The organism is Polaribacter uvawellassae, assembly GCF_039748955.1.
Taxonomy (GTDB): Bacteria; Bacteroidota; Bacteroidia; order Flavobacteriales; family Flavobacteriaceae; genus Polaribacter; species Polaribacter uvawellassae.
Map to the genome: position 1 here is coordinate 642,593 of NZ_JBDIZN010000001.1, position 13,064 is coordinate 655,656.

The window sequence follows — 13,064 nt, forward strand, 5'->3', positions numbered from 1 at the left end:
TTTTTTTAGAAACAAGATATTTAGAGCCAAGAGTCAAGATTAAATTTTTTTGATCTTTGACTCTTTTTTTTGTCTAATTTTCCAACCACTTTCTAAAACCAGAAGTTGTAGAGGAACTCGTCATTACTTTTTCTTTTACGTTTGTTATTGTGATTAACAATCTGTTTTTAAAATGACTTTCTATATGTTCAATCGCATCAATACTTACAATTTCACTTCTGTTAATTTTAAAGAATTTTGTAGGATTTAATTGCTGAAGAATCAATCCTAAGGTTTGTGAAATAGCATGTCTTTTTCCTTCTTTATCTGTGGCAATACAGAAATCGCCAGAAGCTTCTATCAAACAAATATCTGTGACACTTAACAACTGAATTCCTTTTGCTTTTTTAATGACAAAACGTTTTTTATAAATAGTATTTTCTTCTTGTAAAGCAGATTTTAAATTAGACAAGGTTTCAGAGTTTAAAGCGTCGTATTTTCCTTGATTAAATAAAGATTGATATTTCTCTATCGCTTTATTAAACTCTTCTTGAGAATAAGGTTTTAAGATGTATGCAATTCCGTTTGTGTTAAAAGCTTTGAACAAATATTCATCGTGTGCAGAACAGAAAATAATTGGACAATCAATTGAAACAGTATCAAATAAATCGAACGAAATTCCGTCTAACAATTGAATGTCAGACAAGATGAAATCGTATTTATTTTTAGATAAAAATTCTTTTCCTTCTTTGTTGGTTCTTGCCCAATCGAAAGATATTTTTATATCAAAAAACTGATCAAAACAATTGATTAATTTTTGATACGCCGGAATTTCGTCTTCGAGAATTAGTATTTTCATATTGTTTACTTTGACTGTCATTTCTACTTTATGGAGAAATCTTTTTATTTTTGATGAGATTTCTCAATTCCACTTCACTTTATTTGAAATAACAATTAGCTACTTAATTGAATTATTGGTATAAATACTTCAAACTTTTTATCCATATTATGAATTTGAATTTGCTGATCTGAAAGTAATTTATAACGTGCTTTTAAATTTTCTAAACCTGTACCAAAAGACTCTTGATTAGTAACAATTTTAGATTTTGTGTTTGTAATAATTAACCAACCATCATTTATTAAAATGGTGGTTTCTATTGGTGTTTCTCCATCAGATTTATTGTGCTTTACAACATTTTCTAACAATGCTTGAATTGATCCAGTTGGAATAAATTTATCAATAATATTGATGTTTTTTTCGATGTTAAATTCGTAATCATTTCCAAAACGAGTTTTAATTAAGAAAATGTAATTTTCTGCAAATTGTAGTTCGCTAGAAAGTTCCATCACTTCGGCATCTTTAGTTTTTATCAAGTAGCGATATATTAAAGACAATCTATTAATGTATTCTTTTGCTTTTTTAGCATCTGTATCTACTAAAGAATCTAAAGTGTTTAAATTGTTGAACAAAAAATGTGGGTCTATTTGAGAGCGTAATAACTTTAATTCGTTCTCCTTTTGTTGTTCTTTAATCTTTGAAATTTGAGATTGAGATTCGTAAAATTTCTTTGTAAGTAAAACACCTAACGCAAGTCCGATAGAATCTGAACCGTTAAAAACAGAATATAAAATCAAATTAAAAACTGAAGGAAAATTTTCTAAAGCTGCTCCGCTTGATAAAAATCCGGTAATCCTTTCTATGATTCCGATGAAACTAACAGTAAGAAGTCCCCAAAAGGCAAAAAGCAAATAGTTTTTTTTCTTGATTAAAAACCTAGGAATAATTAAGTACATAAAAATTAAAACACCTAAAAAAGAGGTAACCATAAACATAGGAATGTCTATTAAATATTCAATTAAATCCTCTTGGTCTTGATAATAATCTAAAATGTTTATTGCCGCGCTTATAACATAAAAAAAGGCTAGAATTACATAATCAGATTTGTTAAGTTTAGTGTTCATTAATAAGTGGTTTTTTATAAAAGAAAATACTAAAACCTATTGCGGTAATGAAGTATACAGTTATCAATCTAAACGGAATAAATCTACCAAAAAATAAAATAAATGTAGCTAAAATAATTAACGAAACACCAAGCTTATTTTGTTTAAAATAATTAAGTGCCAAAAGTAATAAACCAACATTTAAAAAATTTGGACCTGTTGTAATAAATGGTTTCCAAATACTAGGAATTTTAGATATTTGAACTGCAAATTCATTTCTAACTTCTTGAGTTGGTTGACTCCACCAAATAAAATCTAAAACGCACATTCCTATAATACATACAATACCAATTATTATTATTGGAACACCAATATAAGTAAATATGCTTTTTGGAAATTGCCCTAATTGTGGAATTAACAAAGCAACTCCTATTAATAATGACCAATGCGCAAAATCTATAGGTTTTAACGCGTACACAAAATCGTTTCCTTGTGCTAAAAGAATCTGACCGAATGCCTCAAACAGTAAGCCAATTATAAATAGTGGTTTGTAGTTCATGTTAATTCAAAGTTACTTAATTATTGTTATTAATTCTTTCTACTTCGTCTTCAGCAGAATTTCTTCTGGTTTTCTTTTTTCCGAATTTAGAACCAAAACTATACGTTAAACGTAATTGTATATTTTGTCGAGAACCATTACTTTCAACACTTGCAATTCCGTTTCCATAATCAATTGTGCCTACAAATCCACGATTTAAAACTTTACTAATTCCTAGGTTTACTTTTAATTTATCGTCTAAGAATTTTTTACCGAAAGACATATCTACTTCTGCCAACCAATCAACTTCAATCTGACCTTCTAATGCGCCAGTTCCGTAATTTCCACTTAATTCAAAATTAACATCCCAAGGCAATTTATAATTTGCTTGTACAAACCAGAATAAGTTCCATTTGTTTAAATCTACATTAAATGTTGATGATTTATAATCTGTATTCATTACAATAAAGCCAGTATAACCATCAACACCTTTTATAAAACTTAACGGCGCAAACAATCTAATATTCCAGTTAGAATTGTTTTCTACATTTACATCTCTTTGTCTTATTTGAGCGGTTGCATTGTCTTGTTGAATCAACTGAAAAATAACATCTTCAGTTTTACTATATCCAACAGTAAAAAACGGTTGTCCTTCATATGTTAAATTAAATTGATAATTATTGGTAAATGCTGGTTTTAAATTTGGATTTCCAACTCCAGAAGAAAACGGATCTAAATAAGTGGCAAAAGAATTTAAACTATTGTAAGATGGTCTTTGAATTCTATAACTATACGATAAACTTGCGCCTAAAACTTCAGAAATTTCTCTACTAAAAGAAGCGCTCGGAAACAATTTTTTAATTGGTCTTTTATTAGTTTCTGTAGTTGGAATTCCATTTTTGATAAAATGCGATGTTCCGTTTGTATTACTATTTTCATAACGCAATCCACCAGAAAAAGACCATTTTCCGAAAGTTGCATTTACTTTAGAATAGATAGCGAAAATAGATTCATCAATTAAAAATTGACTGCTATTATCAATATCTGAATCAAATCCGTTTGTGTTATTTTCTGTAAAAGATTGTAAATCGTTGTCTGTGTTTACAGTAGCATATTTACTTCCGAAACTCAATTTTAAATTATCAGAATAGGTTTTAGAGTAGTCTGCTTTGTAGGTTTTAATATTGTATTTTCCGTCTTGAATGTATCTTTTATCTTGATAGTTAATTGTGCTTCCAGCAACATCAGATAAGGTGTTCATACTGTTATTTTCATAATCGATATAATTAAAATCGATGACTAATTTTTCTGAATCTGTTTTGTATTCGTAATATGGATTGAAGTTAAAATTTTTACTAACTCGATCAAAAACATTTTCTGAAAACAACACATTTGAGGTATTTGCATCAGAAATAATAGTTTTACTAGAAACAATTCTGTCAGAAATTCTTTTGTTCCAACGACCGCCAATTCCGATTGAATGTTTATCACTTAAATAATAATCTACATTTCCACTAAAAGTTAAATTGTTTGGATTGTGTGGTTCTTTAGTTTCTTGATTATATGTTTCGTTGCCAACAGTTCTAACTAAAAATAAATCGTCTCTCCAAGTAGGTTTTGAGTGACTTATATTTGTTTGCCAATTTAATTTATTCTTATAACTAGCTAAAGAAAAACCTGTTCCGTATTCAAAACCATTGTCTTTTCCAATCCAACCATTTACACTTCCATGAGTTCCTAAACGCACATTTTTCTTTAAAATAATGTTGATAATTGCACCAGAACCAGAAGCTTCATATTCTGCGCCAGGTTGTTCTACAACTTCAATTTTAGAAATATTATCCGCAGGAAAATCGCGCAATAACGTTTCTACATCCATATATTCTGTAGTTTTTCCGTTGATAAGAATTCGAACACCACTTTTACCAGCAATCGAAATTCCGTTATTGGTAACTAAAACACCAGGAATTTTACGCATTACATCTTGTAAAGTAGTATTTATCATTTCAGATTTTTCTAAATCGATAGTTAGTTTTTCTGCGGTTTGTTTAATAACAGGACGCTTACTTGTAATAATAACTTCATTTAAAGTCTGACTTTCTTCTTTTAAAGTGATGTTAAAAATTTTATTTTCGTTTAATTGAAATTGGTTAATTTTTTGAGTTTCAAAACCAAGCATAGAAACTTCAATTTTATAATTTCCTGAGGTAATGTTCTCAAATATGAAGTTTCCAAGATCGTCAGAAACAGTTCCTTTCGGATTACTTTCTTCTCCTATTTTATATAAAACAATATTAGCATAAGGTAAAGTTTGATTTTGAGTATCTACTATTTTTCCTTTAATACTGTTTTGAGAAAATCCAAAATTGATTGTAAAGATTAATAATAACGTTGTTGTGAGAAATTTCATAATTGTCTTTTTTTGATTGACACTTCAAAAGTGCGATGATAAAATTGTATTAAAAATCAAAATCTGATGAAACGGTATAAATTTCCGATGAACAGAGACTGAGAATCTATGTAAGTAGAGACGCTAAATAATTAATAATGGTTTCCTCGAAACAAAATCTTTATTTATAATTCAATTATTAATGATAAATTTACCCGACAATTACAGACATCAAAAATGACAAAACCAAAGATTCTATTAATTTATACTGGTGGAACAATCGGAATGGTAAAAGACTACGAAACAAATGCGTTAAAAGCATTTAATTTCGAACAACTATTAGATAGAGTTCCAGAGTTAATTCAGTTAAATTGTACAATTGACACTTATTCGTTTAAAGAACCAATAGATTCTTCTAATATGAATACAGAATATTATGTAACAATTGCAGAAGTGATAGAAAGTAACTATTCTAAATTCGATGGGTTTGTTGTGCTAACTGGTTCTGATACGATGGCGTACACATCATCAGCAATTAGTTTTATGCTAGAGAACTTAGCAAAACCAGTAATATTTACTGGTTCGCAATTGCCAATTGGTCATTTAAGAACCGATGCAAAAGAAAATTTAATTACATCCATAGAAATTGCTTGCTCTAGAAAAGATGATAAACCTGTAATTTCTGAAGTTTGTTTGTATTTTGAATACAAATTATATAGAGCGAATAGAACCACAAAAATAAATGCAGAACAATTTGAGGCTTTTGCATCGTTAAACTATCCGCCTTTAGCAGAAAGTGGTGTGCATTTACATTTTAATTATAAGTTGCTTTTAAAGCCGGCACCAAAAGATTCAAAGCTTGTTGTTAGAAAAGCAATGAATAACAATATAGTTGTATTAAAGTTGTTTCCAGGTCTTACAGAAGAAGTAGTAAAAAGTATTACCGAAATTAAAAATTTAAAAGGAATTGTTTTAGAGACTTATGGCTCTGGGAATGCGCCAACATATCCATGGTTTATTCAGTTATTAGAAAAAGCTGTAAAAAATGGCATACAAATTGTAAATGTTACTCAATGTGTAGGAGGAAGTGTTATTTTAGGACATTATGAAACGAGTGTAGATTTAAAGAGAATTAAAATAATTGATGGAAAAGATATAACAACAGAATCTGCCATTGCAAAATTAATGTATTTATTAGGAGTAGGAATTCCAAATAAAGAGTTTAAAAGAACATTTGAAAAACCATTAAGAGGAGAATTAGATTTTTAAATAAAAACGTAAACTCATGCAAATTTAACATAGTAAAACACTCTTCATTATTGAATTAATAGAAAATAGAGTTAAATTTTACTTTTTAAGCATAAAAATTTGCTGTTTTTTTTTAGAGACTCAACAATTTTTTGTTAATTGGCACTCTCAAAACGATAAAATTTGAATTTGAATAATTTTTTCATAAAAATTAGAAAAGACATTTTTTGTTAATTTGAATTTAAAATCAATATCTTTAAACCCGTTAACTATTAAAAATTAATTTATAACAAAGATGAAAAAAGTATCAAACATCCTAACAGTAGCTGGATTCATGTTTTTTGGAGCTATTCAATCAACTTTTGCTCAAGAAGCAGCTCAATCAGAAACTTTCCACCAAGAATTAAAGAAACGTTTTATTGAAGGAGATCCTCAATTTATGGGAATTGTATTAGTAGCCTTAATTTTAGGTTTAGCAATTGCTATCGAAAGAATTATTTATTTAAATATGGCAACAACAAACACTAAGAAATTAGTTGCTAGTGTTGATGAAGCATTAAGTTCTGGTGGTGTAGAAGCTGCAAAAGAAGTTTGTAGAAACTCAAAAGGACCAGTTGCTTCTATTTTCTATCAAGGATTAGATAGAATGGACGAAGGAGTTGAAGCTGCAGAAAAAGCTGTTGTTGGATATGGTGGAGTTCAAATGGGATTATTAGAGAAAAATGTTTCTTGGTTGTCTTTATTTATTGCTTTGGCGCCGATGTTAGGTTTCATGGGAACTGTAATTGGTATGATTGAAGCATTTGATAAAATTGCTGTTGCAAATGATATTTCTCCAGGAGTTGTTGCAGGTGGTATTAAAATAGCACTTTTAACAACAGTATTTGGATTAGTTGTAGCAATTATTTTACAGATTTTTTATAATTACATAGTTTCAAAAGTTGATAGTATTGTAAACAGCATGGAAGATGCGTCTATCTCTTTAATTGACTTATTAGTGAAATATAAAAAATAATCATAATTATGAATCTATCAAAAATATTAAGTTTATTTGTTGCTCTAATAGCAGCTATAGGTGCATTTCTATTTATTAGAGTGTTCATGGCTGATGGAGAAGCAATTTTAAACGACCCTGAAGTTCAGGGTAGCGTTATAGACCCAATTATTACTTTTTCAACAATTTTGTTATACTTAGCTGTTGGAACTGCGGTAGTTATGTCTGCCTTAGCTTTAGTAAAAAACCCAGAAAGTTTAAAAAAGACTTTACTTGGTTTGGTAGCTTTGGGAGTTGTTTTATTAATAGCTTATTTTACAGGAGACAGTTTAGCTGTTACAGATCCTCAAGGAAAAGTTCTTCCTGGTGGTGAAGCAGGTTCTTCTATAAATCACTGGGTAAGTACAGGTATATGGTATAGCATGTTCTTAGGAATCATTGCTGGAGCATTCTTTGTATACGATTTAATAAAAGGATTAATAAAATCATAAATTATGGCAAGAAGAGAAACCCCAGAAATTAATGCAGGTTCTATGGCGGATATCGCCTTCTTGTTATTAATCTTTTTCTTAGTAACAACTACTATGGATGTGGATTCAGGAATTTCAAAAAAATTATCTGAAAAACCACCAAAAGATTATGTACCACCTGTTATTAAAGAAAAAAACATATTTGAAGTTAATATCAATAGAAATAATGAATTGCTTGTTGAAGGTGAAACTATGAAATTAGGAGAGCTTAAAGAAGCCGCAATAAAGTTTATTGATAATGGTGGTGGTGAAGGAAAAGAAATAGACGGAGTCTCTACGGGTCCTTGTGATTACTGTAAAGGAGCTAGAAGTGCTACTTCTTCAGACCATCCAAATAAAGCTATTATTTCTGTTCAAAGTGACAGAGGTACAGAATATGGAATGTATATTAAAGTACAAAACGAGTTGTTAAGAGCTTATACAGAACTAAGAAATAGATTAGCTCTAGAAAAGTATAATGTTTCTTATGATCAACTAGAAGAAGACTTTAAAAAGGATTTAAAAAATGAAGATTTGAAGAAAAAAGTTGAGTTTATAAAAACCAGCTATCCTCAAATTTTATCTGACGCAGAACCAACATCATAATCAATTAAAAAATAATAAATATGTCTAAATTCGGAAAGAAGAAAAAAGAAATGCCAGCTGTAAACACGGCCTCTTTACCTGACATTGTTTTTATGTTATTGTTCTTTTTTATGGTTACAACAACGATGAGAGAAACAGATTTAAAAATTGAAAACCCAGTACTTCCGAATGCTACAGAAGTAAAAAAATTGGAGCATAAAAGTTTGGTTAGTACTATCTACGTTGGTAAAGCAAAAGACAAAAAGTTAGGAAGTGGAGATAAAATTCAATTGAATGATAAGATTGCAACTCCAGATGATGTAACTGCATTTATTTTAAATGAAAGATCTCAAAGATCTGAAGCAGAAGTACCATTTATGACTACTTCTATTAAAGCAGATATTAAATCTAGTGTTGGTACGATTACAGATATTAAACTTAAACTTAGAGACGTAGGTGCTTTAAAACTTAGTTTATCTAGTCGTAAATCTGAAGCAATTCAAGAATAAGTTATTTTCTATAGAATATTTAAAAAAGGGCAATCAAACGATTGCCCTTTTTTTATACAAAAACTGTATATTTAACGTTGTAAGTTTGTCAAAATCTATTTATGAAAAAATTATTTTCTATTTTATTAATGTTGATCTCTTTTTGCCTTTATGCACAAAAGGATTCGCTGAATTTAGGAGATAAATATTTAGAAGATCAATTGTATGTTAATATTAGCTACAATCAATTATTTAATCAACCTAGTAACGTAATTGGTAGTGGATTTTCATATGGGTTAAACACAGGTTATATAAAAGACATTTCTCTAGTTAAAAGCGGAAGAGTAGCTTTAGGAATTGGTATTGGTTATGCTTTTGATTCTTTTAACCATGGATATAAAATAACCAAACCTAGTAATACAGTAATTGTTGATGTTGACCCAAGTGTTGTTGGTACAAGTGGACTAAAATTACATTCCTTAGAATTTCCTTTTGAGATTAGATGGAGAACATCAAATGCTAATAAGTATAAGTTTTGGAGGATTTATACAGGTTTTAAAATCAGTTATAATTTAAAAAACACATTAGAATATACTTCAAATAGTGTGTTAATTGAATATGATAATATAGAACGATTTAATAAAGTACAATACGGATTAACAGTTGCCGCTGGGTATTCTACATTTAACTTTAGTTTGTATTATGGTTTATCTCCGTTGTTAAAATCATCTATTTTAGGTACAAATCCAATCGACACAAAAGTGTTAAAATTAGGATTGATTTTCTATATTTTATAACAAGCTATACGCAATAAACTGTCCAGCCAAACCAATAAAAAAGCCAAGATATATCTCTTTTTGATTGTGTGCTTTTAATTGCAATCTTGAACTTGCTAAAACTCCAATAAGGATAATTAAAATCACAGCAATTGGTAAAATAGAGATAGAATATATATTTCCAAAGAGAAGAAAAAACCCTAAAGCACTACTTAAAGACATGATGTGTAAGCTAGATTTTATCTGAAAAGAGAATAATAAATAAATAATAGCTAGTGAAACATTTGTTCCGTAAAAAAGCATCCCCAGCTCTTTAAAATCTGAAATATTGATAAGTGAATTACCTAAAATATAGAAAATAAGTAACATTAAAAAAAGTGGAATTTTCCGTTCTTTTATGCTTTCTACCTGAAAACTTTCAATTAATCCAAGTGTTTTTAAGATAATTAAAGAAATTAACGGAACAATATAAGTTGAAAAAAACACAATACTAATCAGTAAATATTGACGTTCTTTTCTGATTTCATTTGGTGTAATGCTAAGAAATAATAAAACTCCAATTGTTGGTATTACAATTGGATGTAAAATTACAGATATGAATTTGTGAAATTTCAAAAACTAAATTTCTTTTCGTAATCTAGCAACAGGAATGTCTAATTGCTCTCTATATTTGGCAATAGTTCTTCTAGCAATTGGATATCCTTTTTCCTTTAAAACTAAAGAAAGTTTATCGTCTGTTAATGGTTTTCTTTTGTCTTCCTCACCAATAACATTTTGTAATATTTTTTTAATTTCTCTGGTAGAAACATCTTCACCTTGATCATTTTTCATAGATTCTGAGAAGAATTCTTTAATCAATTTTGTTCCATAAGGTGTAGAAACATATTTGCTATTTGCAACTCTAGAAACCGTAGAAATGTCCATGTTTATTTGATCTGCAATATCTTTTAAAATCATTGGTTTTAACTTTCGCTCATCACCAGTTAAAAAATATTCGTATTGATAGTGCATAATGCTGTTCATGGTAACTAACAAGGTTTGTTGACGTTGCCTAATTGCATCAATAAACCATTTTGCAGCATCTAGTTTTTGTTTGATAAATTGCACAGCATCTTTTTGAGATTTTGATTTCTCTTTAGATTCTTGGTATCCTTTTAGCATATTATTATACTCTCTTGATACATGCAATTCTGGTGCATTTCTAGAGTTTAAGGTCAAATCTAATTCGCCATCTATAATTTTGATTGAAAAATCTGGAATAATTTGTTCTGCAAATTTATTATTACCCGCATAAGAACTGCCGGGTTTTGGGTTTAACTTACTAATTTCTTGGATAACTTCTTTAAGTTCCTCTTCAGAAATAGTAAATTTTTCCATTAATTTTTTGTAATGTTTTTTTACAAAATGATCAAAAGAAGTTTCTAAAATAGCAATTGCTAAAGTTCTTATTTTTTGTGCTGATTTTGTTTTTAGCTGAATAACTAAACACTCTTTTAAATCTCTTGCGCCAACACCAATTGGATCTAATTTTTGAACAACATTAATTAATAATTCAAGAACTTTTTCTTCTGTTGTAAAAACATTTTGAGTAAAAGCTAAATCATCAACTAAATCTAATAAGTCTCTTCTAATATATCCGCTATCATCAATACTACCAACTAAGAATTCGGCAATAATTCTTTCTTCGTCATTTATACGAAATGTATTTAATTGGTTTAATAATGATTGATGAAAAGTAGTTCCTGAAGCATACGGCATTTCTCTATCTTCATCATCTGCAGCATAATTGTTTGCTTGTGTTTTATAATTAGGAATTTCGTCATCGCTCAAATACTCATCTATGTTGATGTCTTCTGTGTCAATTTTTTCATTCCCATCATCTTCATATTCATTTTCTAAAGAATCTTCAAAATCTTCGGGTTCTTCTTTGCCAGTATCTAATGCCGGATTTTCTTCTATTTCTTGCTTTAAACGCTCTTCAAAAGCTTGTGTAGGCAACTGAATTAACTTCATCAGCTGAATTTGCTGTGGAGATAATTTTTGTAGTAGCTTAAAATTTAAACTTTGTTTTAGCATTTATTTTGTATAAAATAATATTAAAATTCTGCGTTTTGTGGTGTTCTAGGAAACGGAATAACATCTCTTATATTTCCCATTCCAGTTGTAAATTGAACCAATCTTTCAAACCCTAAACCAAATCCAGAATGTACTGCTGTTCCGTATTTACGAAGGTCTAAATACCACCATAATTCTTTTTCATCAATATCTAAAGCAGCCATTTTTTCTTTTAAAACATCTAAACGTTCTTCTCTTTGAGAACCTCCAACAATTTCTCCAATTCCAGGAAATAAAACATCCATGGCTCTTACTGTTTTTCCGTCTTCATTTAAACGCATGTAAAATGCTTTTATAGTTGCAGGATAATCAAATAAAATTACCGGACATTTAAAGTGTTTTTCTACCAAGAAACGCTCGTGTTCAGATTGTAAATCTGCTCCCCATTCGTTAATTGGATATTGAAATTTTTTCTTTTTATTCGGTTTGCTATTGCGTAAAATATCAATTGCTTCTGTATAACTAACCCTTTTAAAATTATTTTCTGTGATAAAACGAAGCTTTTCTAATAAAGACATTTCACTTCGTTCTGCTTGTGGTTTTGATTTCTCTTCTTGTGTTAAACGTTCGTCTAAGAACGCTAAATCATCTTTACAAGTTTTTAATATATCCGCTAAAACCGATTTGATAAAATCTTCAGCCAAATCCATATTACCATCCAAATCCATAAAAGCAACTTCTGGTTCTATCATCCAAAATTCTGCTAAATGACGCGTTGTATTTGAATTTTCAGCTCTAAAAGTTGGGCCAAAAGTATATACTTTACCCAATGCCATTGCAAAGGTTTCTGCTTCTAATTGCCCAGAAACAGTTAAGTTGGTTTCTTTGCCAAAAAAATCTTGTTTGTAATCTATATTTCCGTCTTTGTCTGTCGGAGCTTTGTTAGGTTCAAAAGTAGAAACACCAAACATTTCTCCTGCTCCTTCTGCATCAGAACCTGTAATTATTGGAGTATTTACATAGTTAAATCCGTTTTCTTGAAAGTATTTATGTACAGCAAAAGAAAGTGCAGAACGAACTCTCATTACTGCGCTAAATGTTTTTGTTCTTACACGTAAATGTGCATTTTCTCTTAAAAATTCTAAGCTGTGTTTTTTTGGTTGAATAGGAAATTCATCAGGATTAGAATCTCCTAAAATCTTTAATTCAGAAACCTGAATCTCAACATTTTGTCCTTTTCCTTGGCTTTCAACTAAAGTTCCTTTTACGCTAACTGCTGCGCCAGTAGTAATTCTTTTAATTGTTGCTTCATCTGTTTTTTCAAAATCTACTACACACTGAATATTATGAATTGTAGAACCATCATTTAAAGCTATAAAACGATTGCTTCTAAAAGTTCTAACCCAACCATTAACGGTTACTTCTTGTAAAATTTTGTCTGATTTTAATAATTCTAATACGCTACTTCTAATCATCTTCTTAAAATAAAAAATTAACAGGATTACTAAGGTAATAATGAAAGACAAAGATACCTTTTTAGCGTAAAATTAACAACGAAACTC

General features: G+C 29.3%; 13 protein-coding genes. 6 read left to right on the forward strand and 7 right to left on the reverse strand.

The genetic code is table 11. The annotated features are described in order from the left end of the window. Positions 1–73 precede the first annotated feature (73 nt). From ABDX67_RS02960 to ABDX67_RS02975, 4 genes are all read right to left on the reverse strand, one after another. Positions 74–838, reverse strand: a complete 765-nt coding sequence (locus ABDX67_RS02960; protein ID WP_347173441.1) for a LytR/AlgR family response regulator transcription factor — start codon at positions 836–838, stop codon at positions 74–76. 95 nt (positions 839–933) lie between these two features. Next, positions 934–1,941 carry a sensor histidine kinase gene (locus tag ABDX67_RS02965; protein WP_347173443.1) on the reverse strand — a complete coding sequence of 336 codons (1,008 nt, stop codon included), beginning with the start codon at positions 1,939–1,941 and terminating at the stop codon, positions 934–936. After that, positions 1,931–2,479, reverse strand: a complete 549-nt coding sequence (locus ABDX67_RS02970; protein WP_347173444.1) for a hypothetical protein — start codon at positions 2,477–2,479, stop codon at positions 1,931–1,933. Before ABDX67_RS02970 ends, ABDX67_RS02965 begins: the two co-directional genes overlap by 11 nt. 16 nt (positions 2,480–2,495) lie before the next feature. Next, the gene (locus ABDX67_RS02975; RefSeq protein WP_347173446.1) at positions 2,496–4,868 is read right to left on the reverse strand and encodes a TonB-dependent receptor; all 2,373 of its coding nucleotides are present in this window, start codon (positions 4,866–4,868) and stop codon (positions 2,496–2,498) included. A gap of 216 nt (positions 4,869–5,084) precedes the next feature. Between ABDX67_RS02975 and ABDX67_RS02980 the strand changes: the two genes are divergently transcribed. The 6 genes from ABDX67_RS02980 to ABDX67_RS03005 all read left to right on the forward strand — a co-directional run bounded on the left by ABDX67_RS02980 (position 5,085) and on the right by ABDX67_RS03005 (position 9,468). Then, positions 5,085–6,116, forward strand: a complete 1,032-nt coding sequence (locus ABDX67_RS02980) for an asparaginase (protein ID WP_347173447.1) — start codon at positions 5,085–5,087, stop codon at positions 6,114–6,116. A gap of 274 nt (positions 6,117–6,390) precedes the next feature. After that, positions 6,391–7,110 carry a MotA/TolQ/ExbB proton channel family protein gene (locus tag ABDX67_RS02985; RefSeq protein WP_347173449.1) on the forward strand — a complete coding sequence of 240 codons (720 nt, stop codon included), beginning with the start codon at positions 6,391–6,393 and terminating at the stop codon, positions 7,108–7,110. Positions 7,111–7,118: 8 nt separating this feature from the next. Then, entirely contained in the window at positions 7,119–7,580 is a 462-nt protein-coding gene (locus ABDX67_RS02990) for a hypothetical protein (protein ID WP_347173451.1), read from the forward strand. Between the two features lie 3 nt (positions 7,581–7,583). Continuing rightward, positions 7,584–8,204 (forward strand): ExbD/TolR family protein, encoded by a 621-nt coding sequence (locus ABDX67_RS02995; RefSeq protein WP_347173452.1) that lies wholly within the window; start codon positions 7,584–7,586, stop codon positions 8,202–8,204. Positions 8,205–8,224: 20 nt separating this feature from the next. Then, positions 8,225–8,692 carry an ExbD/TolR family protein gene (locus ABDX67_RS03000; protein ID WP_347173453.1) on the forward strand — a complete coding sequence of 156 codons (468 nt, stop codon included), beginning with the start codon at positions 8,225–8,227 and terminating at the stop codon, positions 8,690–8,692. 101 nt (positions 8,693–8,793) lie between these two features. Then, positions 8,794–9,468 (forward strand): porin family protein, encoded by a 675-nt coding sequence (locus tag ABDX67_RS03005; RefSeq protein ID WP_347173454.1) that lies wholly within the window; start codon positions 8,794–8,796, stop codon positions 9,466–9,468. On the opposite strand, the gene ABDX67_RS03010 is transcribed toward ABDX67_RS03005, so the two are convergent. From ABDX67_RS03010 to asnS, 3 genes are read right to left on the reverse strand one after another with little or no spacing between them, the layout of a single operon-like run. Next, a complete protein-coding gene (locus ABDX67_RS03010) occupies positions 9,463–10,062 on the reverse strand; it encodes a hypothetical protein (RefSeq protein ID WP_347173455.1) in 600 nt (199 codons plus the stop codon). The genes ABDX67_RS03005 and ABDX67_RS03010 overlap by 6 nt on opposite strands. Positions 10,063–10,065: 3 nt before the next feature. Then, positions 10,066–11,523 carry an RNA polymerase factor sigma-54 gene (rpoN, locus tag ABDX67_RS03015; protein WP_347173456.1) on the reverse strand — a complete coding sequence of 486 codons (1,458 nt, stop codon included), beginning with the start codon at positions 11,521–11,523 and terminating at the stop codon, positions 10,066–10,068. Between the two features lie 20 nt (positions 11,524–11,543). Next, entirely contained in the window at positions 11,544–12,977 is a 1,434-nt protein-coding gene (gene asnS, locus ABDX67_RS03020; RefSeq protein WP_347173458.1) for an asparagine--tRNA ligase, read from the reverse strand. Positions 12,978–13,064 lie beyond the last annotated feature (87 nt).